This window comes from Clostridium sp. CS001 (genome assembly GCF_020443565.1).
Taxonomy (GTDB): domain Bacteria; phylum Bacillota; class Clostridia; order Clostridiales; family Clostridiaceae; genus Clostridium_AD.
In genome coordinates this window covers 58,409-83,381 of sequence record NZ_JAIZZN010000002.1, presented here as the reverse complement: position 1 = coordinate 83,381, position 24,973 = coordinate 58,409, and the positions used below count along the sequence as shown (strand labels likewise).

General features: G+C 31.4%; 27 protein-coding genes and 1 pseudogene. 14 read left to right on the top strand and 14 right to left on the bottom strand.

Annotated elements, in window-relative coordinates; genetic code table 11:
- Complete coding sequence (locus LGK97_RS02160) at positions 1-342, bottom strand: CidA/LrgA family protein (RefSeq protein ID WP_226258092.1); 342 nt, start codon at positions 340-342, stop codon at positions 1-3.
- Between the two features lie 285 nt (positions 343-627).
- Between LGK97_RS02160 and LGK97_RS02155 the strand changes: the two genes are divergently transcribed.
- A complete protein-coding gene (locus LGK97_RS02155; protein ID WP_226258091.1) occupies positions 628-1,152 on the top strand; it encodes a DUF421 domain-containing protein in 525 nt (174 codons plus the stop codon).
- 83 nt (positions 1,153-1,235) lie between these two features.
- On the opposite strand, the gene LGK97_RS02150 is transcribed toward LGK97_RS02155, so the two are convergent.
- Complete coding sequence (locus LGK97_RS02150; RefSeq protein WP_226258090.1) at positions 1,236-2,360, bottom strand: radical SAM protein; 1,125 nt, start codon at positions 2,358-2,360, stop codon at positions 1,236-1,238.
- A gap of 213 nt (positions 2,361-2,573) precedes the next feature.
- Here LGK97_RS02150 and LGK97_RS02145 point away from each other — a divergent pair, with 213 nt between their 5' ends.
- From LGK97_RS02145 to LGK97_RS02115, 6 genes are all read left to right on the top strand, one after another.
- Positions 2,574-3,461 carry a fructose bisphosphate aldolase gene (locus LGK97_RS02145; protein ID WP_226258089.1) on the top strand — a complete coding sequence of 296 codons (888 nt, stop codon included), beginning with the start codon at positions 2,574-2,576 and terminating at the stop codon, positions 3,459-3,461.
- 17 nt (positions 3,462-3,478) lie between these two features.
- Positions 3,479-4,360, top strand: a complete 882-nt coding sequence (gene pepI, locus LGK97_RS02140; protein ID WP_226258088.1) for a proline iminopeptidase — start codon at positions 3,479-3,481, stop codon at positions 4,358-4,360.
- Between the two features lie 217 nt (positions 4,361-4,577).
- Positions 4,578-5,504: a DUF5692 family protein gene (locus LGK97_RS02135; protein WP_226258087.1), complete on the top strand. Its 927-nt coding sequence runs from the start codon at positions 4,578-4,580 to the stop codon at positions 5,502-5,504.
- A 174-nt stretch (positions 5,505-5,678) separates the two neighbouring features.
- A complete protein-coding gene (locus tag LGK97_RS02130) occupies positions 5,679-6,587 on the top strand; it encodes a peptidoglycan-binding domain-containing protein (protein ID WP_226258086.1) in 909 nt (302 codons plus the stop codon).
- Between the two features lie 301 nt (positions 6,588-6,888).
- Complete coding sequence (locus tag LGK97_RS02125) at positions 6,889-7,584, top strand: LysM peptidoglycan-binding domain-containing protein (protein ID WP_226258085.1); 696 nt, start codon at positions 6,889-6,891, stop codon at positions 7,582-7,584.
- 410 nt (positions 7,585-7,994) lie between these two features.
- On the top strand, positions 7,995-8,366 hold the full coding sequence (locus LGK97_RS02115) for a L,D-transpeptidase (RefSeq protein WP_264174953.1): 372 nt from the start codon (positions 7,995-7,997) through the stop codon (positions 8,364-8,366).
- A 163-nt stretch (positions 8,367-8,529) separates the two neighbouring features.
- On the opposite strand, the gene LGK97_RS02110 is transcribed toward LGK97_RS02115, so the two are convergent.
- Positions 8,530-9,234 (bottom strand): TrkA C-terminal domain-containing protein, encoded by a 705-nt coding sequence (locus tag LGK97_RS02110; RefSeq protein WP_226258084.1) that lies wholly within the window; start codon positions 9,232-9,234, stop codon positions 8,530-8,532.
- 409 nt (positions 9,235-9,643) lie between these two features.
- On the opposite strand from LGK97_RS02110, the gene LGK97_RS02105 reads away from it, so the two are divergent.
- The 5 genes and pseudogenes from LGK97_RS02105 (at position 9,644) to LGK97_RS02085 (ending at position 13,835) form a co-directional block, all read left to right on the top strand.
- On the top strand, positions 9,644-10,495 hold the full coding sequence (locus LGK97_RS02105) for an SMR family transporter (RefSeq protein ID WP_413228408.1): 852 nt from the start codon (positions 9,644-9,646) through the stop codon (positions 10,493-10,495).
- Positions 10,496-10,614: 119 nt separating this feature from the next.
- Positions 10,615-11,171, top strand: a pseudogene (locus tag LGK97_RS02100) (response regulator transcription factor).
- Positions 11,171-12,106, top strand: coding sequence for a sensor histidine kinase (locus LGK97_RS02095; RefSeq protein WP_226258082.1), 936 nt, complete (start codon positions 11,171-11,173; stop codon positions 12,104-12,106). Before LGK97_RS02100 ends, LGK97_RS02095 begins: the two are co-directional and overlap by 1 nt.
- A 132-nt stretch (positions 12,107-12,238) precedes the next feature.
- Positions 12,239-13,162, top strand: coding sequence for an ABC transporter ATP-binding protein (locus tag LGK97_RS02090; protein WP_226258081.1), 924 nt, complete (start codon positions 12,239-12,241; stop codon positions 13,160-13,162).
- Complete coding sequence (locus tag LGK97_RS02085; RefSeq protein WP_226258080.1) at positions 13,155-13,835, top strand: ABC transporter permease; 681 nt, start codon at positions 13,155-13,157, stop codon at positions 13,833-13,835. Before LGK97_RS02090 ends, LGK97_RS02085 begins: the two co-directional genes overlap by 8 nt.
- A gap of 108 nt (positions 13,836-13,943) precedes the next feature.
- On the opposite strand, the gene LGK97_RS02080 is transcribed toward LGK97_RS02085, so the two are convergent.
- The 6 genes from LGK97_RS02080 to LGK97_RS02055 all read right to left on the bottom strand — a co-directional run bounded on the left by LGK97_RS02080 (position 13,944) and on the right by LGK97_RS02055 (position 19,520).
- Entirely contained in the window at positions 13,944-15,323 is a 1,380-nt protein-coding gene (locus tag LGK97_RS02080; RefSeq protein WP_226258079.1) for an MATE family efflux transporter, read from the bottom strand.
- A gap of 2 nt (positions 15,324-15,325) precedes the next feature.
- Positions 15,326-15,754 carry a MarR family winged helix-turn-helix transcriptional regulator gene (locus tag LGK97_RS02075; RefSeq protein ID WP_226258078.1) on the bottom strand — a complete coding sequence of 143 codons (429 nt, stop codon included), beginning with the start codon at positions 15,752-15,754 and terminating at the stop codon, positions 15,326-15,328.
- A 255-nt stretch (positions 15,755-16,009) separates the two neighbouring features.
- Positions 16,010-16,345 carry a CGGC domain-containing protein gene (locus tag LGK97_RS02070; RefSeq protein ID WP_226258077.1) on the bottom strand — a complete coding sequence of 112 codons (336 nt, stop codon included), beginning with the start codon at positions 16,343-16,345 and terminating at the stop codon, positions 16,010-16,012.
- A gap of 296 nt (positions 16,346-16,641) precedes the next feature.
- Positions 16,642-17,727 (bottom strand): IS200/IS605 family element RNA-guided endonuclease TnpB, encoded by a 1,086-nt coding sequence (gene tnpB / locus LGK97_RS02065; protein ID WP_226258076.1) that lies wholly within the window; start codon positions 17,725-17,727, stop codon positions 16,642-16,644.
- Positions 17,728-17,736: 9 nt separating this feature from the next.
- Positions 17,737-18,135: an IS200/IS605 family transposase gene (gene tnpA, locus LGK97_RS02060; RefSeq protein WP_226258075.1), complete on the bottom strand. Its 399-nt coding sequence runs from the start codon at positions 18,133-18,135 to the stop codon at positions 17,737-17,739.
- Positions 18,136-18,524: 389 nt separating this feature from the next.
- Positions 18,525-19,520, bottom strand: a complete 996-nt coding sequence (locus tag LGK97_RS02055) for a DUF3231 family protein (RefSeq protein WP_226258074.1) — start codon at positions 19,518-19,520, stop codon at positions 18,525-18,527.
- Between the two features lie 236 nt (positions 19,521-19,756).
- On the opposite strand from LGK97_RS02055, the gene LGK97_RS02050 reads away from it, so the two are divergent.
- Entirely contained in the window at positions 19,757-20,086 is a 330-nt protein-coding gene (locus LGK97_RS02050; protein WP_226258073.1) for a hypothetical protein, read from the top strand.
- Positions 20,087-20,488: 402 nt separating this feature from the next.
- On the opposite strand, the gene LGK97_RS02045 is transcribed toward LGK97_RS02050, so the two are convergent.
- The 5 genes from LGK97_RS02045 to LGK97_RS02025 form a co-directional block, all read right to left on the bottom strand.
- Positions 20,489-20,776, bottom strand: a complete 288-nt coding sequence (locus LGK97_RS02045) for a hypothetical protein (protein ID WP_226258072.1) — start codon at positions 20,774-20,776, stop codon at positions 20,489-20,491.
- Complete coding sequence (locus LGK97_RS02040; RefSeq protein WP_226258071.1) at positions 20,736-21,395, bottom strand: DNA-3-methyladenine glycosylase family protein; 660 nt, start codon at positions 21,393-21,395, stop codon at positions 20,736-20,738. The genes LGK97_RS02045 and LGK97_RS02040 overlap by 41 nt, the downstream gene beginning before the upstream one ends.
- A gap of 51 nt (positions 21,396-21,446) precedes the next feature.
- Entirely contained in the window at positions 21,447-21,626 is a 180-nt protein-coding gene (locus tag LGK97_RS02035) for a hypothetical protein (protein WP_226258070.1), read from the bottom strand.
- A 50-nt stretch (positions 21,627-21,676) separates the two neighbouring features.
- On the bottom strand, positions 21,677-21,964 hold the full coding sequence (locus LGK97_RS02030; protein WP_226258069.1) for a hypothetical protein: 288 nt from the start codon (positions 21,962-21,964) through the stop codon (positions 21,677-21,679).
- Positions 21,965-22,167: 203 nt separating this feature from the next.
- A complete protein-coding gene (locus LGK97_RS02025) occupies positions 22,168-23,373 on the bottom strand; it encodes an amidase domain-containing protein (RefSeq protein ID WP_226258068.1) in 1,206 nt (401 codons plus the stop codon).
- Between the two features lie 185 nt (positions 23,374-23,558).
- On the opposite strand from LGK97_RS02025, the gene LGK97_RS02020 reads away from it, so the two are divergent.
- On the top strand, positions 23,559-24,911 hold the full coding sequence (locus LGK97_RS02020; protein ID WP_226258067.1) for an MATE family efflux transporter: 1,353 nt from the start codon (positions 23,559-23,561) through the stop codon (positions 24,909-24,911).
- Positions 24,912-24,973: the final 62 nt, after the last annotated feature.

The window sequence follows — 24,973 nt, the reverse complement described above, 5'->3', positions numbered from 1 at the left end:
TTACTGCCTCCTTAAAAATTGAACAATTAGTGCTGTAACAGACATAACTAAAATAGCTGTGATTATACATACAAGTAATAGCAAATACCAGGAATCCTTTAGAAGTCCAGTTACTGATAGAAGTCCTACTCCTGCTGGAATAAAGAAAAAGGATAAGTGATCCAGCAAAAACTTGCAGATTTCTTCAATTTGATGTAGCTTAATAATTCCAGTTATTAGTGCTAACAATAATAAAATCATGCCCAGTATACTACCAGGAACGGGGATCTTAAATACTCTATTAAGAATGTCACCAATAAAAAGCATTAGTAACAAAAGCGCCATTTGTCTTAATATCTTCAATTAAAATCTTCTCCTTTCATCTCTTTAGGTTTTGCATTTTTCACTAAATTCATTTTATCATATAAACTTCGCTAAAGCAGAGAAATTTGTCGTATTACAAGAAAAAACAGGGTTTTAATTCCCTGTAAGTGGACTTACCTATAATAAATCTAAATAATATCAAATAAAAGGGTATTTAAAGCTTTTGTAGAACATAATAAAAGAGAAATGAGAATTTACAATAGGATTAAGTGACCAAGTTGTTTAAAGTAGAATTTACTGCGGAAGATACAAAGGAGTAACAATATGATTATATTTCACAATGAATACCTTCAAATAATTCTAAGTTCCATTATAGTTTATCTATTTATAATTGTGGCCATTCGCTTGTTTGGGAAAAAGGAACTTTCTCAACTTTCAGTTATGGACTTGGTTTTTATTTTATTAATAAGTAATTCAGTTCAAAATGCAATGGTTGGTCCTAATTCAACATTAATGGGTGGACTTGTGGCTGCTAGTGCTTTGTTTGTAATAAACTATATCTTTAAGCAGTTTTTATATCGTTTCCCGAAGTTTAGTAAGTTTGTTCAAGGAGAGCCATTGATGCTAGTATACAACGGCAAACTTAATCATAAAAACATTGCAAAATCAAAAATTACCGTTGATGAAATAATGGAAGTAATAAGAGAACATGGAGTGTCACAAATAGAAGACGTGAATTTAGCTATACTTGAAGTTGATGGTAATATAAGTGTGCTTTCTAACGACTTTAGAAACAAGACAGTAAAGAGAAAGAAGACTAAACAAACCATATCACAAAAACAAGCATAGCAAATTAAACCCTAGTGATATTACATCATTAGGGCTTATCTTATAGTAATAATCTGCTTATTAAAAAATCCTTTGACAAAGTACTAATAATCCATAAGTACTGGTCTATAGTCCTCAGGTAATTCTTCTTCACTTAAAAATTGAAAACTGTCATCACTGAGTATTGGTATAAATACTTCATATGGAATACTAGAAAACTCAAAGGCATAATTGCTGGCACCAAACCACATACCCTCTTTGCTACTCAAATTTAAATCCCTAGCAAACTTTGTATAGTTTGAGCAATCATGAACTGCTAAATCCCAGTTTTCTTCATCTGCTATCTTCATGAATTTCAAAGTCAATTCCCTACTCCAAATTGGAGATATATAGCCACGTCTAGCAACATACATGTTTTCCCAATAATAATTATCTATATTATTTTCATTTAAATGTAATTCTGCGCAATTTATAAAATCTAGTTTTGTATCTAGTATTGCATGTTTTTTCTTGAAAAACGATTCAAAAAACTCAGGAGTCATTGGTGTTTCAATACCTACATTTTTAATGTATTTTTTCGCTATTCCAATGTTTTCAATAACCTTGTCTGAACAAGCAGAGGCGCCCAGATTGAAACGTATCTCGTCAAGACCTGCTTCACCTAATGCTTTCAATGTCTCTTCTGTAGCTAAAGTACCATTTGTATATAGATGTTGATAAACCTTAGCATCTTTAAATCTTTTTATAATGGAATAGTATTTTTCAATTTCCATAAATGGCTCTAAATAAACATAAGACACGCCAGTTGGTTTATTGTGAATGGAAAGAAGCAAATCAATATCCTTCTCATAATATTTAGTGCCTCCAATTTCCCACATATCCTCTCCAACTGGAGAAATATCATCTAGGTGTCCATAATTATAACAGAACTTACACTCTAAGTTACATTTGTTGGTTTTCCTAATTGCATTTAAACCAGTACCTAAAAGGCACGAACGGCATCCTTTTGGGAATTTATCTTCATTTCCCACGAAAAGAGTTCTATTTTCCAAAGTTTTTAAACTTCCAATCTCCGCTATTAATTTATCATTTCTATTTTCAATCACTGCCTCAATTTGTGCAAAGGTAGCATAAATAATTTCCTCATGTTTTACGTCAATTTCCTCTTCCTCAGTTAATTGAGAAAAAAATTCAAACCATATCAATGCATCATTTTTTGAAATTTTCATTAAGTATCCTCCTCTAATTGCCATTACGCTCTATAGCATAACAACCTTTAACTTCAATAATTATACCTTTGTCCATAAGATAATACAATATATTTGCAAATAATCACCTTAGGAAGTTTGTATGGGAGGCAGCAATCAGCTAGTTCGCTATGTATTTCTACCTAATAAGTGCTATAATGGAATTAAAGATAAATTATGAAAGGGGATAATTATATGAATCAGGAACAAATAAGCCGAATCTATTCTGGAAAAGGGTTTATCGCTGCGTTAGACCAAAGTGGTGGCAGCACTCCTACTGCACTTTTGCAATATGGAATTACGAAAGACTGTTATTCAAATGACCAAGAAATGTTCAATTTGGTACATGAAATGAGGACACGTATTATCACTAACCCTTCATTCAATTCAGAGCACATTTTAGGTGCTATTTTATTTGAAAACACTATGGATCGTAAGGTTTGTGATCAATTCACCGCGGACTTCCTTTGGGAGAACAAAGGAGTTGTACCTTTTTTAAAGATTGATAAAGGACTTGCTGAAGTTGAAAACGGTGTTCAACTTATGAAACCAATTCCAAATTTGAAAGAACTATTAAAACGTGCAGTTGATAAAAATATTTTTGGAACAAAAATGCGTTCAGTTATTAAAGAAGCTAATCCAGAAGGAATTCGAAAATTAGTAGAGCAACAGTTTGAAATTGGTAAGGAAATAGCTGCAGCTGGGCTAGTTCCAATTATCGAACCAGAGGTTGATATCCACAGCAAGGATAAGGAAAAATCAGAAGAATTATTAAAATATGAGATTTTAAATCAATTGTCTGCCCTTGAAAAAGATGTCAAAATCATGCTCAAACTTTCAATACCAACACAGGATAACTTCTATGCTGATTTAATGGATAATCCACATGTTTTACGTGTTGTGGCTTTATCAGGAGGATATTCTCAAAGTGAAGCAAATGAAAAGCTTGCGCGCAATCACGGACTAATTGCTAGTTTTTCCCGTGCTCTATCTCAGGGATTAACCTCTAATCAAACAGACAAAGAATTTGATTTGATGTTATCCAATTCAATTCTTACAATTTATGAAGCTTCCATAAAATAGACATAAGGAGATTGATCATGAAGATTACTGAAGGATATATTCCATATCTAGAATATAAAACTTACTATCGTATAGTAGGTGAATGCACTGGAAATAAAAAGCCACTGCTTTTATTACATGGTGGACCAGGTTCTACACATAATTATTTTGAGGTACTTGACAAAATTGCGGAAGATGGGCGTGCGGTTATTATGTATGACCAATTGGGCTGCGGACTTTCCGCAACCCCTTCCCGTCCTGATTTATGGTGTGCTAAAACATGGATTGAAGAATTAATCCAGTTACGCAAACACTTAGGCCTAGACGAAATCCACTTATTGGGTCAATCTTGGGGAGGAATGCAGGCAATTCAATATGCTTGCCAATATAAACCAGAGGGAATCAAAAGCTACATCTTATCCAGTACTCTGCCATCTGCCGCACTATGGGAAAAAGAGCAACGTAGAAGAGTTGCATATCTTCCAAAGAAAATGCAAGATGCCATTGCAAAAGCAGAAGAAAATGGAGATTATTCATCAAAAGAATATAGGCAAGCAGAAGCAGAGTTCATGCTACGTTACTGCGCTGGCCCAGTAGGACCGGATTCCCCAGAATGCTTAAGCCGCCCAAGGGTCTCTGGAAAAGAATCCTATGTAACTGCATGGGGTCAAAGTGAGTTTAGTCCATCTGGTACATTAAAAAACTTTGATTTCATGAAAGAGATTGAAGATATTAAAGAACCTAGTTTAATCATCAGCGGTTTGCTTGATCTTTGCTCACCACTTATTGCAAAAACTATGTATGATAAGATTCCTAATTCCCAGTGGGAATTATTTGAATTTAGTCGTCATATGCCATTTGTAGAAGAGAATGAGAAATATATAGAAGTTCTTAATAAGTGGTTAAATAAAAACGACTAATTATTGCAGCATTATATGAATCCCACAGTGGTATATCTACTAGCACTAAAAAAATGTTTCAATCTTTGTAAGGTGAAAATTCCCTACGAAGATTGGAACATTTTTTTGTTGCCTCTTCTTCTTTAATTGACATTTCCCTTAATTGTTTTATATTGTAACAGATGTTATAATAAATATATAATTAGAATAATTTACATTATAAAAGGAGATGTTAATAATGTTTTTCTTTGACAAAATTCCTATGCAAACTTTTTTGGTGGCCATTTCACTATTGGTAGGATTGCTTATAGTAAATGAATTTACTCGCCGCAGCAAATGGATTTCTGTAGCTATGTACATTATACTTCCTATATTTTTAACCATTGCTATTTGGCCCAAAACTGCTGGTGCAGGAACAACCTCTGGATATTGGTTTGCCTGGGTAAAGACCTATTCAGCACTTGCAGGTGTTATTGGATTTATGGCACTGCGTTTTATTAAAGGTCTTGATAAAAATAAGTACATGCTAATGTTCCCTGCCATTATATTATCTGTTAATATTTTAGAAGCCGTATATCGTGATTTTGAATGTTTTAGCAAAAATGGTGTTGTTGAAAATGGTCTTTATCTTTTAGGTGGGCCCTGGAATATCATTAATGGCATAGCTGGTATTGTTAATATTCTTGCAATTACAGGCTGGGTATGTATTCGTGTTTCCAAAACAAAGACACGTGATATGGTCTGGGCGGATCAATTATGGTTTTGGATTATTGCCTATGATTTATGGAATATTTCCTACTGCTATAATGCTATTTCAGATCGTTCCTTCTATGCTGGATTTGTAATTATTACTGCTTGTACACTTGCAGAGTTCACAATTAAAAAAGGTGCATGGCTTCAACATCGTGCTCAAACACTTGCTTTATATGCCATGTTTACCCTTACCTTCCCTGCATTTGCTGACTCTTCTGCTTATGCTGTTAAATCCTCACATAATCCAACTGCAATGCTTACCCTTAGCATTTTAGCCCTTACGGCAAATCTTGGAGTACTAATGTACGAAATATATCATGTTAAAAGTCATAAGATTAATCCATTTAAAAAAGAGGTTTACACTGAGCTTAATGCCTATAAGAAAAATCTTGTTGAGAATAATTTAATATAATAGATTCCAGTTAGTTCCTGCACGTACCGAATTATGTATTTTTAAAACTGATAAATATATTGTTATATAAATTAAGTGTTGTTATACTATGGTGTGTTAGGTTTTTAACAAATACTTTACATATAATAATAATAATAATATTGTTCAGAGAACATAATTCGAGGGGGAATTCCAATGAAAAAAGTGTTAAAACCATTAAATTATTCATTAATAGCTATATTTGCACTTACAATTGCAGTAGCTAGTCCAAAATTAGGATCCTTTAATGTAGATTCTGTTTCAGCAGCTACTGGAGCAGCTCCTGCTCCAGCACCAACTAAACAATCTACGCCAGCTAAGCAAGCTACACCAACTAAATCAGTTGTATATAATACATCAGTAAGTGCAACTCGTTTACTTAAATTTAATTCTATGGGTGATGATGTTAAACGTATACAAACTAGTCTTAACAGCAAGGGATACAAGATTACTGTTGATGGTATTTTCGGAAAACTAACTTTAAATGCAGTGAAGGACTTTCAAAGTAAAAATAAACTTGCAGCTGATGGATTAGTTGGACCAGCTACTTTGGCAAAATTAAATGAGAAACCAGCAGTTCCAAAACCAACAACACCACCAGTTGTAGCTCCACCCGTTGTTACTCCACCAGTTGCTGCGGTACCAAATGTAGACTCAATTTCAGCAGCTTCAAAAACTTACTACTATGAAAGTAGTTCATTAACTGGAGTCAAATTAATGGATGCTATAAAAGCTAGAAGTGGTGCTACATCTGTTGCAACAACCAACCAAGATGGAACTCCTAATATTGCAACTGTAGTTCCAGGTGTTGCAGATGAAAATCATTTACAGTTCGGAATATCACCTAACCAAACTTCTGCTAATATTCTTGAAAGAAAAATAGCTGTACTAACTTTTTATATTTATAATCCAACTGCTGTAGAAAAGGCTGATAGAAACATAGGAGCAAGAGTTGTATTAAAGCTTGTAGAAGATGAAACTAAAATCAAAGATTTAATGACTAAAACAAAAGCAGCTGAAGGAACAATCTTCATGGAAATTGTTAAAGTTCTTCCATTAGGTTAATTCTTTTAAAAAAAGTGGATCCGTATCAAAGTAGAAATTAATTTTACTTGATACGGATCCTTTTTTCATTATTTCTGTATTGCACCATCCCGGGTGATTATTTAATGCATGTTGCAAAATAATCTATATAGGCATTTTTATCTGTAAGAAGAATGATAATGGCATATATTCTTTCACTAATTTTTACTTTTGTATATGGATATATAGCTGCAAATACTAAAAAGGCAATATGCCACTTGGGTGGCACTATTTCAAACAAATTGAATATTATATTAATATATTCTTTTTTGGAGTGATGACTATGCCTTATCAAAATTCTCACAACCAATGCCCTGCTGGGTCAGTACCATATACCATAAGAGATAAAGATACTTTGGGAAACATAGCAAGCTTCTACAATACTACTGTACAAGATATAGTGAAATTTAACCCGGGTATATCCCCAAATAATTTGCAGGTAGGTGAGCATTTATGTGTTCCTCTAAAGCTTCAGATGTACCCTTCTTGTCCAACAACAAATTATTATGTTGTGGCAAAGGGTGATACCCTTATTTCAATAGCAGATAGCTTTAATATTACAGCTCAGCAGTTATTGTATTCAAACTATGGAATCGACCTTAATGATTTATATGTAGATCAGGTATTATGCATACCTGTTGCTCCCCCTCTTACTAGTGTTGAAGTAAATATAGGCAAGCACAATCTTGTAGTATATCGAAGTGGAAAGGTTCTTAAAACATATAAAATTGGGCTTGAAAATCCTAATGATTTGATCCCTCGTGGGACTTTCACAGTTGTGAATAAGCAAGTAGACCCTGGTGTAGAACTAGGATCAAGATGGATTGGGCTTTCTAGCCCCAAACTTGGTATCCAGGGTACCAATAATCCTCATTTTATTGAAAACATTTCGCAGGGACATAGTATAGTATTGTCCAACAGTGATGTGAGCGAACTATTTAATCTTATGCCCGTGATGACAACAGTATTGATACTATAATGTTATGTATTTAATATTTTGATTTCGAGGTGAATTTTATTATGCACGTATATTTAGACCGCGAATTATCTCAGCTACAGGCTCAACTACAAGCTCAAATACAGGCTCCCATATGTCCTATTGGGACTTCTCCCTACGAAATAAAAAAAGGAGATACCTTAGCTACCATTGCCAATAGATTCAATACTTCCATTGAAGCTATTCTTTCGGTGAATCAAAGTATAGTTCCCGAAAATTTAAGCATAGGTCAGGTAATTTGTATAGCACAGGAAAAGACACAGCAATCTGTTTGCCCCATGCTCAGCTCCTATGTTATCAGTAAAGGCGAAACCTTTGGATCAATTGCAAAATTGTTAAATGTACCCCTTCAGACCCTATTAAATTTAAATCCTGGTGTGAATCCTAATAACTTGAATATAGGTCAGATAATATGCGTACCTATTTCATCAATTCTCTTTAGCATTACTATAAATACTATGAACAAAACACTCACATTGTACAGAAATGGGAGGCTTTTTAAGGTATATCCCGTTGCTGTAGGTAAACCTACAACACCTACACCTATAGGCACCTTTACAATAGTAAACAAACAGATTAACCCTGGAGGGCCTTTTGGATCAAGGTGGATGGGTTTGTCAAAACCCCATTACGGGATTCATGGTACAAATAATCCAGCTTCCATAGGTACGGCTGCTTCAAATGGTTGTATACGAATGTATGCCAATGATGTACAGGACCTCTTTAACTTTGTCAGTGTAGGTACTGTAGTTAATATATTGTAGAAGTTTAGCAAGGCATTACCAATTAACGCTGAAAGATTGCGCTCATGCCGACCGCACAATAAAAATCCTGTTAACAAGAACGTTAACAGGATTTTATAGTTGATAAAAATTTTCTTCTGTAACTAAATCTACTGCAAACTTGCCACTTGTCACGTGGGTGGCACTAGTGGGATGGCTTTTGTTCAAATACAAGAATGATATTGGATAAAGGTCCATAAACCATCAATCTGTCATTTATTAGAATAACTTCTTCCTTTGAAATATCACCCATAAACAAATCATTTCTTTTGATATTCAGAACTCTTATTCCATAGTCTTTGCTGATTCCTGACTCCAATAAAGTTCTATTATTAAGCTTTTCAGGGACCACAACAATCTTTATCTCTACAATTACAAATCCATGAAAATTATCAAAAATTAACATTGGATTTGCCTTATTACTAAAAATCACCTTTGTTGCTATACGTTTTACAATATTATCAAAGGTTACTTTGATAAATGGTATCTTTTTTATTATTGTAATAAAAGCCATAAAGCTCAAAAGATATAAAATAGAGTGATATACACTAAAGTTCTTATTTTTAGAAAAAGATACAAGCATGTTGACTAAAAGTGAAACAATTGTCACATTAAACATATTACCAAAAATCATAATTGTAATAGCAATTTTTCTTCTTTTTCGAGATGAAACAATTATTTCACTTTCGGTTGTTGTAAATCCACAATTTGTAAGTAATGAAATGACTTGAAATTTAGCTCTGGTATTAGATACCCCTGTAACCATTAACATTACTGTGAATATTTCAATAATGGTAATATACAAGATAGCTAAAAATAATAATATTAATAAAGCTAGATTAATGGACATCTTTTTCCCCCTATAATACACTAAACAACGTATTTTTATTATAAAACCTTACATACTTGTCTACCCTTTCCCCTATATTATTTACTTTTCAGATTAATTCTTCGTCTTTATTATCAAGTATAATTATTATTAGTAAGATTTGCAATCGCAAATTACTCTAGAGGTATTTTCGAAGATATATGAAATTAAAGGCTTTATATAGAAATTATATTAAAACCGCATATTTTAATTTATAACACTTCTTATATATTTATTTAAAAATATGTGCTTATAATGCTATAATTATGATGAATATCTTGGAAACTAACTATAAAAGGAAAGGAAATGAAAAAAAATGACTTATTTGATTTTAGCTATAATATGTAGTTCTTCTATTGCACTTATTTTTAAATATAGTGAGGGAAATGAAATGAACAGGTATGCTGTTACTAGTACAAACTATTTTACAGCATTTACTGTAAGCTTACTTATGATATTATTTAAACCTTCCATAAAATTCTATGGAATGAACATTTCTATAACTAGTTTTATTAATGAATTTACAAAAGTTATATTAAAAAATAATGGTTCTTTTTCTGAGGGTGCTAGCTTTTCCTGGGCTTTATTGCTTGGTGTAATAGGTGGAGTGTTTTTCTTTTTATCCTTTGTGTATTACCAAAAAAGCGTACGAGAAAATGGGGCCGCGCTTTCTGGTACATTTGGGAAGCTTGGCATTCTAGTTCCAATGATATTTTCAGTTGTTATCTGGAGAGAAATACCTGGACTTATGCAATGGATTGGGATTTTTATGGCTTTATTTTCAATTCTATTTGTGAATCTTTCTTCTAAAAAAGATACTGTTAATAATAGAAGTATAACTTTAACGCTGATTTTATTATTTATATTTGGAGGGATGGCTGAGTTTCAGAATAAGTTATTTCAGCAATATGCTTTAACAGCATATAAAGATGTATTTTTGTTTTTTACATTCGTTATAGCCTTTTTCTTAAGTTTGTATTTTGTTATAAAATCAAAACAAAAGATAATGAAAAAAGATTTACTTATAGGATTTTTAGTTGGAATCCCAAATTTATTCTCTTCATATTTTCTTATAATGGCTTTAAATAGCATATCTACTTCTATAGCTTTTCCTATATACAGCGCTGGAAGCATAATATTTATAAGTTTGGGTGAAGTAATTTTATATAAAGAAAAATTATCAAAGAAAAATCAATTTGCTATATTAGTAGTGATTTTAGCTTTAACACTTATTAATATCTAACTCGTACTTCATATCAATTCTTAGCTTTCACTAAGAATCCTAATATAAATATTTTCACATGATATAATTATAAAATCAAGTCAAAAAATTACACATTTATGAAAAGAGGAATCATAACTATGAATAATAAAATTTTAATTGTTGTGGATGATAATGCCATTAGTGAGATGGTTAAAAATTACTTGATAAAGGATGGTTTTATAATAACAACTGCGTTTAATGGTGAAGAGGCAATAGTTAAATATTTAAACCAAGACTTGGAGCTGATGATTATATAACTAAGCCCTTTTCAATGATCGAACTTTCTGCAAGAATTAAAGCAGTTATTAGAAGAGCCACAAAATATTCTAATAATGATAAAGATCAAAAGCCATTGGTGATTAAAGTAGGGAAACTTACTATTGATATAGGTAATTTCCTAGTTAGCAAAAATAATCAAGATATTCTCCTTACTTCTAAAGAATTTGATATTTTAAAATTATTTGTACAGAATCCCAATAGTGTCTTTACCAAGGCACAAATTTATAGTTCAATATGGAAAGAAGAGTATTTCGGTGATGATAATGTAATCAATGTTCATATGCGAAGACTAAGAGAAAAAATAGAAGATGACCCCTCACATCCACAATATATAAAGACTTTGTGGGGTATTGGGTACAAGTTGGAGGTTACTTAATGGTTATGCCTTTATTAGTAATTATTTTTATTTTAATTTGCATAATACTTCTTCAATATAAACATAAAAAGGAAGAAAGTAAAAACTTAGAGTATATTGTAATAAAATTAAACAAAATTGTAAAAGAAAATACTAATGAAAAACTCTTGGTTGTTACTTCTGATAAAGAGATTAGAAAATTATTAGTGATTATAAATAAGCTTTTAGATTTCAATCAAAAAATAACGTCAGACTATAAAAGAAAAGAAATATCTATGGATAAAATGCTTTCAAACATTTCTCACGACTTAAAAACTCCACTTACAGTAGTACTCGGGTATATTGAAACCATAAAGCTGGATAAGGATATTAAAAAAGATGAAAGAGAAATATTGATTTCTAAAGTTCATAAAAAAACTCTGGAAGTAATTGAACTTATTAATAAGTTTTTTTATTTAGCCATGTTAGAATCAGAAGATATGGATTTACCTATAACAAGGGTTAATATGAATGAAGTCTGCCGAGAAAATATATTAAGCTTTTATGAAACTTTAACTTCTAGAGGTTATGAAGTTAATATAGAAATTCCTGAAACAAATATTTATGCACTGGGGAACCTAGATGCAATCAAAAGAATAATGGATAATTTGATTTCTAATGCCATTAAATATGGGAGTGAAGGTAAATGCATAGGACTTAACTTAACCTATGATGATAACTATTCCTATGTAGAAATTTGGGATAAAGGTAAAGGCATTGATGAAATGAACACTTTAAAGGTATTTGAGAGAATGTACACCCTTGAGGATTCAAGAAATAAATTATATCAAGGAAGTGGGCTAGGACTTACCATAACCAAAAGGCTTATTGAAAAATTAGGCGGAGAAATTTCACTTAAAAGTAGCCCCTATGAGAGAACTAGCTTTACTTTTAAGCTAAAGAGAATAAATTATTAGTGAGTAAGCAAGATGCTAAAATAATAGCATCTTATTTTTTAACTTAAGAATTTTGTAAGATTCACTTAATAAAAAAGAGAATTTCATATTGTACAATAAAATTACGTTAAATATTGAAAAGAGGTATGTAACATGAATTATATATTAAGGACAACAAATTTAGTGAAAAAATTCAAGGATAAGGAGGTTGTAGCTAATGTAAACATGAACATAAAAAAAGGAGAAATCTATGGGTTCTTAGGTCCGAATGGAGCAGGTAAAACCACAATTATGAAGATGATAGTAAATCTTGTTAAGCCAAGTAGTGGAGAAATTGAAGTTTTTGGTGAGAAACTAAACTTTAAGGCCTATGAAACTTTGAAACGTATAGGAAGCATCATAGAGTACCCTGTATTTTATGATAAGCTCACTGGAAGAGAAAACCTAGAACTTCATTGTGAGTACATGGGATATTACAATAAAAGTGCTATTGATGAAGCCTTAGACCTGGTAAATTTAAAAGATACAGACACTAAGCCGGTTAAAGATTATTCCCTAGGAATGAAACAAAGATTAGGAATTGCAAGGGCAATTATAACTAAACCAGAGTTGTTACTATTAGATGAGCCAATCAATGGTCTTGATCCAATTGGAATCAAAGAAATCAGGAATCTATTAAGAATGTTAAGTAAGGAATATGGCATTACAATTTTAATATCTAGCCATATTTTGAGTGAAATCGAACAAATAGCAGACACCATAGGAATAATTACTAATGGAAAGTTAATAAAGGAAGTGTCAATGGATAATATTCGCCAGCAGAATACTGAGTATATAGAAATAATTACTAAAGATTGTATAAAAGCTGCATATATTTTAGAAAATGATTTGAATATTTCTAATTTTAGAGTTATAGATAATTCCTTAATAAAAATATATGATTTAAAATTACCACAAAAGGATATTTCAAAAGCTTTAATTTTAAAGGACATTGAAATTGAGGCTATAAATAAGAAAAATAGTTCCTTAGAGGATTATTTCTTAAAGCTTTTAAATGGAGGTGCGATAGATGCTTAAATTAATTAAATTAGAAATTAAAAAGTTTAAGTTTAGTAAATATATAAAAGGAGTTATAATTGCAAACTTAGTTATTCTAGGTATATTACTTTTGGGTGCACTTAATACTGAGGAGTTGATGTTTAACAATTATAATGATGCATTTTTATATTCAAGTATTATGGTAAGAGGCACCTTCTCCATTTTTGCAGCTGTGCTTATCTCAAAACTAATAATTGGTGAATATAAAAATAAAACAATAAATATTATGTTTACCTATCCAATAAGCAGAAAAAAAATTATGATAGCAAAGTTAGCTATTATTGTACTATTTACTTTTACAACTATGATAATATCAAACATTTTCCTAGACTCTAGTATATTTATTTTAAATATATTTATGAATTTTATTAAAGTTCCTTTAACCCAAGCTATTTTAGTGAAAAACATAATTAATTTCTCTGTATACTCCATAGCTTTTTCCTTTGTAAATTTAATTCCATTATATGTAGGTATGAAAAAAAAATCCGAGGCTGCCACAATAGTAACCTCAGTTATATTAGTAAGCCTGTTAAATAATGGATCTAATTCAAGTACATTGGGATCTATTATCATAATCCCTATCAGCCTTGCAATCATAGGCGCAGTGGTAGCTTATTTATCTATAAAAGATATAGAAAAAGTAGATGTGTAACTCTACTACTTGATATAGCGAGTACACCGCACGTTTAGATAAACATAAGCCACTTGGTGGAATTGATATCCATACCCCCTAGAAGAAACCGAAAATAGTTTCTTCTTGCTAGTAATTACTAGGAGCTTGTACTTCACCCTCTAAATCTCGAATTTTCTCTCGATATACTTTAATTATGAAGTACCCAGAAATTATTAAAGAAACCGCTTCTGCTATTGGAAACGCTATCCATATTCCGGCTAATCCAATTAATTTACTTAGAATAAATGTTAATGGTAATAAAATAATAATCTGTCTTGCAAAAGATATAATAAGACTTACTTTTGCTTTGCCAAATGCTTGAAAAACCGTGGAAAGAACTATTACTATCCCAGAAAATACAAACCCTATACTGATAATTCTCAAACACTCAATACCAATTGCATCCATTTGTGGCGTACTGTTAAATAGCATAAGCAATTGCCTCGGGAATATTACAAATATGCTGGTACCAACCAGCATAATTGCGCATGCAAATATGCAGCCATACTTGACAGTTTCTATCACCCTATGCCTATTTTTCGCACCATAATTATAGCCCACTATAGGCATAATACCTTGTGTCAAACCGAATACAGGCATATATATAAAAGACTGTAATTTGTAGTATGCTCCAAATACTGCAACAGCAGTTCCAGAAAACCCTGATAAAATTAAATTGATACAAGATACCATTATGGATCCCAATATTTGCATAAACATAGCAGGGATTCCAACTTTGAATATTTCACCTGTTATATCGCTACTATAATGAAATTTCTTTAAATTTAGTTTTAGTCCATTATTATTTCTAAGTACGAGTTTAAGTGCATATAGCATAGCAAATATTTGACCAATAACTGTTGCTATTGCTGCACCCTGCACACTTAATTTAGGAAAAAATAACAATCCAAAAATAAGAATTGGATCAAGAATAATGTTGGTTATCGCACCTAATAACTGTATTCTCATAGAACTCAACATGTCGCCAGTAGATCTTAAAATATTCATACACACTTCTGATATAATGCTACCAAATGAAAACAACATAATAATCCTAGTATACTGTACCGCATATTTGATAACAACAGGGTCGTCAGTAAACAACTTAGAGAACATTTCGGGTACAAATGCCGAACAGATTGCAAGCATAATCCACAATACAACACCTATTGCAAATCCATGTTCGCCCGTATTTATCGCATCATCTTTGTTCCCCTCGCCCAGTTTTCTTGACATAAATGAGTTAATTCCCACTCCAAGTCCCACAAATATTGATACTATTATCAATTGTATTGGAAAAGCTATGGATAAAGCCGTAAGTGCCTGCTCTGATATTTTTGCTACAAATATACTGTCTACAACATTATATAGCGCTTGCACAATCATCGACAGCATTGCTGGCAATGACATCCTTATAATCAGCTTCTTTATATCCATATTACCTAGTTTATTCATATTTTCTTTCATTGTTAATTCTCCTTTAATGTTGTTACATTTTCTACCATCTTGACTAGTATACTTCTTATTTTTTCAATATCATCATTAGGAATGTTATCAATGAGAATCTTTTCCCATCCTTTCAAGACTTCTGTAATGCTAGGAAATATACTTCTTCCTTTATCTGTTAAATATATGCCTTTTTCTCTCCTATCCCCTTCGCTAACTACTCTATTAACATAATTATATTTTTCAAGATGGGTAATTATTTTTGTTATAGTGGCCTTATTAAATAAAAATGATTCATTTATTTCAGTTAGATTAGCCCCATTATAATCTCTTAAAAATAATAATACTTCCGCTTGAACTTTATTTAGATTGTATTTTTTCAGCTTAACATCTACAAAATTATTTTCATTTCTATATAATATAGAAATATTTTTCCCTATTATTTTACGCATATTTTCCTCCTTCTATAATAGTTGCCAAGGAAACCATTATACATCATAATGGTTTCCTTGGCAACTATTGTTTTCAGCAATCAATATAAGTCATAATCTAATAGAAAAATAGAAAATTTCACTATATTAAATCCTTAACTTTATTAATTTAGATAATATTTATCTATTTCTTTTGAGGTTTTAATAAGTTCTTCCTTGATACTGTTTAATTTAATTCCTAGTCTATTTAAAAAATGAAGTTTATTCATTCTTTCTTCATTTTTTGAAAGATATAGTATCTATACGCTTACCATTTTCTGATCCGTGGGTATGTCCCACAACCTTAAAATGCTCTGCAAGGCGATGAGCTAAACTATCATAATTTTCATACTTTCCTCTAAGGCAGGTGGAAAGATGGACTACTTCCACGCCATTTTCAATTAATTTTTCAATTTTACGTTCCAAGTCCCCTCCTGCATGAGTAAATGCTACTAGTTCCACCTCAGGACCATAACTGCTAAAGGCATCAATTTTCTTATTAAAAGCGTTAAAACAACCTTTTCCAGTACATCGATCCATTGTACCCTCATTTACTAAAATCGCAATTTTCATATCTATCCCCTTTACATATAAAACAAACTTATAACCTATTATGTTGTTATATAAGCTAATATTGTGTAAAACTGTATTTATAATTTTATTTAATATGTGTAGTATACCATTTAGATATCACTTAAGCCGTGATTAATGTCACAAACAAAACATTTCATTACAAACTTTTCTTCCTGATTCAGTTGTGAACTACTCACCACCTAAAGGGTGGGAGCTTCTTGGTCAATACTACTACTGTAGCAAGTTTACCCAAGCTATCAAGGCTATTCCAGCCTCTCTAGTCAATATATCTTGTATTACATTGCTAGTTTTAGTAGATTTTTGCTTGCGTTTATATCTCTATCCATTATCATTCCACATACTCGGCAAATATAAGTCCTGCAAGACAAGTCTTTCGTTTGGCTTGATTTATTCCCACAACTAGAACATAATTGGCTACTTGCATAGTTTGATGGAGCTACTATTATTTCTCTGCCATACCACTTTGCTTTGTATTCTAACATTCTTCTAAACTCTGACCAACTAACATCGGCTATTGATTTTGCTAGTTTATGATTTTTTATCATATTACTTACTTTTAAGTCCTCAATAACTATCGTTTGGTTTTCACGAATTAATTGAGTGCTTACCTTATGGAGAAAATCTTTTCTTTGATTAGCTATTTTCTCATGTAACTTTGCTACTTTAACTTTAGCCTTTCTTCTGTTATTGCTTCCTTTTTGTTTTCTTGATAAGTCCTTTTGAAGTTTACCTAGTCTTTTTTCTGATTTCTTTAAGTGCTTTGGATTACTGAAGATTTCTTCGTCACTTGTTATTGCAAAGTCCTTTATTCCCAAATCCACACCTATTTTATTATCTATTTCGGGTAGTTTAACAATTTCAGTATCAACTAATATTGATATAAAATACTTGCCACTAGGAACTTGCGATATAGTACATGACTTAATCAATCCATTGAACTGTCTATGTTGCTCTATCTTAATCATAGATTTTAGTTTAGGTACTTTGATATGATTATTTTCAATGTGTACAGTTCCCCTTTGATTGTTAGTTGTATAGTTATTTGTATTAGTTCTTTTCTTGAATTTGGGGAATCCAACTGATTTATCTCTAAAGAAATTCTTATATGCTTTATCTAAATTCATTTGAGCATTTGCCAGTGCTAGACTATCCACTTCTTTTAACCACTCAAACTCAGTCTTGTATTGTGCAGGAGTAGGATATTTTACTGACTTAATATCTAAATTTTTGTTTTCTTCATAGGACTTTATTCTTTCAGCCAACATTTTATTATATACAAACCTAGTGCATCCAAAAGTTTTAGCTAAATATATTCTTTGTTCTTCATTTGGGTATAGTCTGAATTTGCAAGCCTTTAGCATTTCCTCACCTCATTTCATTCCTTGATTTTCGATATACTTTCTAACTATGTCTATTGGAGCACCTCCAGTTGTTATAAGGCAATAACTCCTACTCCAAAAATATTCTTTCCACAATTGGTTTCCTATTAATGGAAACTCTTTTTTTATAAGCCTACTACTAGCACTTTTATAAGCATTTAGGAATTTTGATATATCTGTATTTGGTGAACCTCTAAATAGTAGATGAACATGGTCTTTATCATGATTCCATTCACCTAAAGTTATATTATATTTAGGACATATATACTCAAATATTTCTTTTAACCTATTTGATACTTCATCATTTATTACTTTGCGTCTATATTTTATAACCAATACTAAATGATAATTAAGCAAGAACACTGAATGATTATTAGTATCTAAAATCAATAAATCACGTCCTTTGTATGTTTACTACTGATTATAATTTACGCTATTTGTTGACTATCGTCAAGGGCTATTCATCTCCCACCTAAGAGGATGGGCGAATTCCGCCCATTCTGTTAAATTACGAACTTAAATTATTCCTTATATGTATGAGTGTTTTCTTATCAAAACTTATAACTAAATTATACAAGGAGATGATTATATGGTTGGATTGCTAATAATATTATTACCTGTAGGTCTAGCTTTTGTTTTTATAGGATGGCGTATTTGGGAAAAAAACAGATAACCCCAATATATGAATATCATTATACTAGGGTTACGCAAAAATATAAAAAATCTTATACATAAGAAATGGGTAAAGCATGTCTTTAATGGTTTTAATAGTTCTATGATTAAAGATCCTCGTGTTTTATAACCTGTGGAGGCTGTTCTAGCCATTTATTATCAATCAAAATATCTGAACATTGTTTAGCATAATTCATTATTTCCTCTCCATATTTTATATATTTGGTTATTAAATCACCCCTTGAACTTTCTGAAATTGCCATACCCATGTTACTTATAGATGATGTAGTCATTATTAAAACATAAATTAACATTAATTTTTCTGAGAATGGTGATTCCGTAGAATCTGTAACATATGATTCAGATGTAGATGATGCTGGTATTCCCTCATCTAAAAATGTTTTGGTCAATTCACCTAGTATTTTTGATGATAAATCCTTACCTTTAAAAAGACAATTAGAAATTTTCTTATCTTTGGAAACCTGAGCAAATGCAGTTGTCAAGGCTACAGCCATGGTATTTGTAAAAATAAGTTCAAACATTCGTGTTATTTCTCTTGCAAGTAAAGGACGCTTTTCTCCAAAAAAATCTAATAGGAACTTATCACTCTTTATATATTCAACCTCTTTAGAGACTTCTATTTGTGGAGCCCTTACGAAAACACCTTTTGATAATCTTAAATCAGTAGATTTATTATAAAGTTCAACACAATCATTAATGCATTTTGAGAAATAATCTCTAACATCTTTACGTGCTGTTTGATTTAAAATTGATGTATAATTGCACATTCCTAGTCTTGCCATTATTGTTAAATAAGCCAAATGAAATGAATCGGTAAATAAACGTGGAGCGTTTACATTAACATCATTATCTGTGAATCCATCTGGTATAGGTAACCCCTCTTTATTAAATAAATCTGTAATTACAGCACTATGCTGAATGGATAAATTTATTGTATATTGAATCAATTCCCTTGTTTCATTATCTTCTACGTTATTGAGAAAATAACTAAGAACACGTATTGCTAAACTATCGCTCATGTATGAATTCCACAGACCTGATATTTCAGATGAAACTAAGGGTATATTTTTTGAATCTGGCATAAATGCATCCTCCTTATATAAAAAATTCTATAGATAACTTTCCCATTAATTCATATTTATATGCACAATTATCTTTGAATAATCCAATTCCTTATATTTGAAATCTATGTTATAATTAGCATATAAGTAGACTATCACTGAAGTTTCCTATTTCTTATATCACGCTCTTCTCACTTACATAAGTGAGCGACTTACCTTCTGAAATGTGATTAAATTTATTTTAGGGAGATGTTAATATGTCATGGTGTCCAAAATGCAAATATGAATATCGTGAGGGATTTACAACTTGTAGCGACTGTGGATGTGAATTAGTAGAAGTACTTGAATCTACAAAAGATAAATCAATAGAAGAAAATGACACTGAAGCATTTCTAATATCCGTTGGTAAGGATTTTGATGCAAGAATAATTGAATCCAAACTAACCGCTTTTGGTATACCTTCATTAAAAAAATGTAATGGTGTTGACGGCATTTATGGTTTTCCTGGCAATTCTGAAATCTATATATACGTACCTTCTAAGTTACTTGATGATGCAAAAGCCATAATTAATAATCAAATTAAATAAACTGTTAGAATTTATTCTCAATAATCTTATTATGCACAGCAGAAATGCTGAGATACTCCCTAAGTATAATAGTTCAGCAATGATATATTTACCATACTTTAATAATCAAAGAAAGATTTATTGGCTTGTCTATTTACGACAAGCCAATTTTATATTCTTTTAATCATCGCTACTGCTTACATAAGCTTAGTTAGTGCCTGTTCTAATGATGCTTTACCTTTTATTAAATCACTAATTGCATAAAGTTTTAACCTCTTCGGCATCCCTTGTCCACATATGTAGTGCGGTGATCACACTGATTCGTCTAAGTAAATCCCCAGTATTTGCAGTAGAATCTTCTCTAAAATATAAGCGTTTTTGCACCGCATCCTGCATCTTTATAAGCCAATAGGCCACAGCACCCTAATCCATATTGGTGGTGGACATGTCATTGTTAGTAAAATTGGCGTTGTATACTCCAAGCAAGATCATCTTCTTCATTTCATCACTGGTTTCATTTTTAGGGTTTACTTTAGAAATATCAATTTTTCCCCCAAGTACCTCATAAGTTTTAACCATCAAGGATAAAAATATTTCTTCCTTCATCATGCTATTAGCAAGTAAATCAGGAAATTGAATACCTTTTGCTTTTAAATATTCTATCTCATATTTATTTTCTCTTTGCCACCACTTTTTTCTTTTTTGGTGCATAGTCCTTCATTTCTGGAATGGCGCCTCCGCCAATTGCCCAAATATAAAGGCTTGCCACAGTTCCATAGGGCGAGTACCGCCTTGCATATTTTGCAAACTTTTTACGGTCAATGCTTCTGTGATGATATAGCATCCTCATTCCGCGGTGAATTGCAAGATCCCCAAAGCTTAAAACATCAGGCCTCTGCATAGAGAAAATCATCAGCATTTCAGCAGTCCATATACCGATTCCATTCAGTGCCGAAAGCTCTTTTATAACCTCCACGTCAGACATCTCATGTAGTGCATTGATATCGAATTCTTTACTTTTGATTTTTCCCGCAAAATCTTTGATATATCCAGCTTTCTTGAAGGTCATTCCAAGTTTTTGAAGCTCCTCAAGTTCCAATGAACATATATTGTCCACATCTATAATCTTAACTCTGTCATTAAGCCTTTGCCATATGGTGGCCTGGGCGGAGGTGGAGATTTGCTGGCCAATGATATGATTTACTACGGAGGAGAAAAGATCACTGTTAACAGGCCTGTCTATATGCCCGATTCTATCAATGGCCTCGCCCAGCAACTTATCACGGCTTTTTAAGAATTCAATTTCCTTGTTACCATATTCAAAATACAATATATCACCTCCGAATTGTTGTGATTATAGATTAATCTTTTTAATAATTCTTCATTTCTCATTTAAATATTCAGACTGAGAAGCAATAGTGGAAATATTTACTCCCACACTCAATATAAAATTACCTATGACATTCTGTTGATTAACATTAAGATCTTTAGAAATTATAACCGCTAAGGCACTTGCTAAGGAAACTAACTCATAAGGTGTGCACTCTTCTATTTTTTTCATTATATACCTCTTTTAAATATTATTATAGTCAAAATAAGATATTAATTTTATTAGTTTTTAAGATTATTCTCTTTCATTTTTTCAACATATTCCTTAAGTTCATCTATCTGTTTTTGTAAGTCATTACTAATACTTTTATCAATTTCAGATGGATTTTCTTCTAGTGCTTGGATATTTTGATTCTGTGCTGCAATCAATAAAACAACCTGCCCAACAGTTTGATAAAAATTACCTAATACGTTTTGCTGAGCAAGATCAGTTTTTTCTGCAATTATAAATGATGATGCTAATGCCAATGAAATTAATTCAGAATTAGAGTATTCTTCTAAATTTTTCAATTAAGCTCCTCCCTTGACTAAATGTACTATTAATATATATTACAAAAATAGAATTTATATATCCTTTATACTAAAGCATATAATATTAATTATACTACATATAACATATATTCCATATATACATGCACAGTTAATAGACTAAGATTAGTTCCTTGCATTCTTCGCTATAGCTTTAATCCATCCATGAAAGGTTAACCTTATTTTTATTTTAAATGTATTAAATAAAAATTAATATTTTTATCTCCCCAACCTAAGTCCCAAGGTACATGATATCTATCAATAGTGTGTGTATTAACAAGAGGGTAACCATGATTATCAAAACCTGTAACTATAGCAAAATGATCTATATCGTTACCTTTGGCATAACAAATAAGATCGCCTATATCCAATTTTTGCACTGCGCCACATGGATAGCCAGGAAGGGGAGCAATTAACTGGGCAAAGGTGCCTTTACCTAGTACTTTTCCTCTACCACTATAAATTAAATAATTTTTAAAGGCATCAGCATTAACCCATGCTGATGTTCCGCTAGCGCCTTCATATTTCCAAGTGCTATCAAATCGTAGACCACCACCATCCTTATCTCCAATTGATTGAGACACATAATTAGTGCAATTCCCACCATTTCCTGTATAGTTTGTGTACTTTTTATTATATTTTACTAACCCCTCACTAGCCCATGGTATTCCACAGTATTTATCTGCATATTTAACCGCGTTAGTTTTGTTATAACAACCTTTAGAAGTGACTTTTGCCTCAGTTATTATTTTAGGACAATTACCTAGGGCGTAAATAGTCTGTATATTTTTATCAAGCTTTAGATCTTTTAATTCTCCAGAATATGATTTCAAAGCATCTTCAAAGCAATCTAAATACCAATCAGAATATATCACCCATTTTTCTTCACTTTTTATTAGTTCCATGGAGTGTATTAAGCCTACACCAAAGGCATTTGTAATAGGTGCCGTATCATTTTTATATGTATACTCAAATTTATAATATTCGTCTACCAATAAACGTATACCTCTTGGGGTTGCAACTACTTTTCTAACTTTGGGTGTAGATTCAACTTTTATAAAATCCATACCTCTTTGACTTGACCAATCATTAAAATATTTAAATCTTTTCACTTCATGTTCCAGACTCCACCTTCCAAGTTTTTGAGACAGGTCATAGTAACTAGACAGGTTTGTAATGTCTCTACTAATAAACATGGAGCAACGATCCTTGTAAATATCTTCAAGTAGCTTTGTTACTTCAGTTTGATCTGGATTTATAGCCGCAATAGTTGAAACAGATATATCTTTATTAGTGTAAAAATTATTGAATTTATAAATAAATGAAAAAAACAATAATGTAAAAGATAAAATAATAATAGACATACTAGTTTTGTGAATAGCATTTCTCATAAACTTATACACCTCCAAATTATGTGAATAATAAAAGTTAAGCACTAATTTAGTATTCCAAATTATTAAGATTTCTTACAAAAATAATATATGTATTACTTTGAAATCTTGAGAAGTTATTCATTAAAATTAGTTTTATTAATATACTTAATAATGGCAAATAATTTTTGTGAGGTAGCTTATGCATGGTGAGTAAATCTACGACCAATGATGTACTAAATACTTCATTACCTGTAGTAGCGCAGATAACAATATATACTTTAATGTCTATTTTTGATTTGATGATGATTGGAAATTATGGTGGAAATGTTGCAGTAACTGCCGTGGGTATAAGTAATAGTTTAACAAATGCATTTATAGGCATATTTATTTCAGGTGGAGTTTGTATAAGTATTGTTTCGCTTGTTTCAAGACTTGTGGGTGCAAAGCAATATAAAGTTGCGGAAAAATTTGCGGCCATAGGATTTATTTTAGGTGCTATCATTTGTTTTATAATCACAATTTTAATTTATTATTTTGGAAAAGAAATTCTATACATACTTGGGGCTAGGAATGTAATTTTACAAACAGGATATTCCTTTATAAAAATCAATTCTATAGCTTTATTCTTTTCTATGAATATGATGCTATTAAATTCTGTTTTAATAGGATACGGGAACACTTTTATACCATTTATATGTTCTTTAATTGTATTTTCTTTAAAGATGCTTTTTAATTATTTATTAATTTTTGGTATTATGTTTAAGGCTAGGGGCGTAGATGGAAGTGCCATTGCCTCTACAATTGCATATTTATGTGGCTTGATTTTTTCTTCTTACTATGTCGCTTTTAAGGCTAAAATCACGTTTAAAAATTTTTCCATCTTCAGTATTTATTCTAAAGATATTAAAAGAATATTAAAATTAGCTATTCCCTGTTCGCTAGAAGAAGCAGCCTTTAGTGTTAGCAAATTGATATGTGTTGCTATTATAATTAGATCTGGCAGTATTGCATTTGCTGCTGATGGAATAGCTAATATGATAGAAGGAATTTCAGTCATGCCTGGTATCGGATTTGGCATTGCAGTTATTACAATGGTAGGACTTAATATAGGAAAAAAGGATTATAAAAAAGCAAATGCGACTGCCATGAACTGTGCTTTTTATGCCATGTTTATGATGAGTGTATTTGCTATTATATTCTTATTTATGCCAAACCTTTTGGTGAATTTATTTGTGGGGGAAAACGAAAAAAAAGTTGCTTATTTAGCAGGTAGATGCCTTGCCATCGGAGCTGCAGAGCAACCATTTATAGGTATGTCACTAGTCTTTGCCGGGGCATTAAAAGGGCTTGGAGATGTTAAGACGCCATTTTTTATTTCTTGTTTTACAAGTTGGATTATAAGATTGCCACTAACATATTATTTTATACATATACTAAAATACCAGGTTACAGCCTTATGGTGGATTACAGCATTGCAATGGGCAATAGATGCACTACTTATGTTTATCCTTTTTAAATATAAATTTAATATATTACAAAAAAACTATGCTAAATAACTTAACTAGCATAGTTTTTACGCATTAGTATTCTATCTTTGATGCCTTTTAGTTTACAAGTT

What these genes read in the sequence shown, in the direction of transcription:
- LGK97_RS02155 (WP_226258091.1), top strand. Translation starts at nt 628, where the DNA reads ATGATTATATTTCACAATGAATACCTTCAAATAATTCTAAGTTCCATT.
- LGK97_RS02150 (WP_226258090.1), bottom strand. Translation starts at nt 2,360, where the DNA reads ATGAAAATTTCAAAAAATGATGCATTGATATGGTTTGAATTTTTTTCT.
- LGK97_RS02145 (WP_226258089.1), top strand. Translation starts at nt 2,574, where the DNA reads ATGAATCAGGAACAAATAAGCCGAATCTATTCTGGAAAAGGGTTTATC.
- pepI (WP_226258088.1), top strand. Translation starts at nt 3,479, where the DNA reads ATGAAGATTACTGAAGGATATATTCCATATCTAGAATATAAAACTTAC.
- LGK97_RS02135 (WP_226258087.1), top strand. Translation starts at nt 4,578, where the DNA reads ATGTTTTTCTTTGACAAAATTCCTATGCAAACTTTTTTGGTGGCCATT.
- LGK97_RS02130 (WP_226258086.1), top strand. Translation starts at nt 5,679, where the DNA reads ATGAAAAAAGTGTTAAAACCATTAAATTATTCATTAATAGCTATATTT.
- LGK97_RS02125 (WP_226258085.1), top strand. Translation starts at nt 6,889, where the DNA reads ATGCCTTATCAAAATTCTCACAACCAATGCCCTGCTGGGTCAGTACCA.
- LGK97_RS02110 (WP_226258084.1), bottom strand. Translation starts at nt 9,234, where the DNA reads ATGTCCATTAATCTAGCTTTATTAATATTATTATTTTTAGCTATCTTG.
- LGK97_RS02105 (WP_413228408.1), top strand. Translation starts at nt 9,644, where the DNA reads ATGAACAGGTATGCTGTTACTAGTACAAACTATTTTACAGCATTTACT.
- LGK97_RS02095 (WP_226258082.1), top strand. Translation starts at nt 11,171, where the DNA reads ATGGTTATGCCTTTATTAGTAATTATTTTTATTTTAATTTGCATAATA.
- LGK97_RS02090 (WP_226258081.1), top strand. Translation starts at nt 12,239, where the DNA reads ATGAATTATATATTAAGGACAACAAATTTAGTGAAAAAATTCAAGGAT.
- LGK97_RS02085 (WP_226258080.1), top strand. Translation starts at nt 13,155, where the DNA reads ATGCTTAAATTAATTAAATTAGAAATTAAAAAGTTTAAGTTTAGTAAA.
- LGK97_RS02080 (WP_226258079.1), bottom strand. Translation starts at nt 15,323, where the DNA reads ATGAAAGAAAATATGAATAAACTAGGTAATATGGATATAAAGAAGCTG.
- LGK97_RS02075 (WP_226258078.1), bottom strand. Translation starts at nt 15,754, where the DNA reads ATGCGTAAAATAATAGGGAAAAATATTTCTATATTATATAGAAATGAA.
- LGK97_RS02070 (WP_226258077.1), bottom strand. Translation starts at nt 16,345, where the DNA reads ATGAAAATTGCGATTTTAGTAAATGAGGGTACAATGGATCGATGTACT.
- tnpB (WP_226258076.1), bottom strand. Translation starts at nt 17,727, where the DNA reads ATGCTAAAGGCTTGCAAATTCAGACTATACCCAAATGAAGAACAAAGA.
- LGK97_RS02055 (WP_226258074.1), bottom strand. Translation starts at nt 19,520, where the DNA reads ATGCCAGATTCAAAAAATATACCCTTAGTTTCATCTGAAATATCAGGT.
- LGK97_RS02050 (WP_226258073.1), top strand. Translation starts at nt 19,757, where the DNA reads ATGTCATGGTGTCCAAAATGCAAATATGAATATCGTGAGGGATTTACA.
- LGK97_RS02045 (WP_226258072.1), bottom strand. Translation starts at nt 20,776, where the DNA reads ATGCACCAAAAAAGAAAAAAGTGGTGGCAAAGAGAAAATAAATATGAG.
- LGK97_RS02035 (WP_226258070.1), bottom strand. Translation starts at nt 21,626, where the DNA reads ATGAAAAAAATAGAAGAGTGCACACCTTATGAGTTAGTTTCCTTAGCA.
- LGK97_RS02025 (WP_226258068.1), bottom strand. Translation starts at nt 23,373, where the DNA reads ATGAGAAATGCTATTCACAAAACTAGTATGTCTATTATTATTTTATCT.
- LGK97_RS02020 (WP_226258067.1), top strand. Translation starts at nt 23,559, where the DNA reads ATGGTGAGTAAATCTACGACCAATGATGTACTAAATACTTCATTACCT.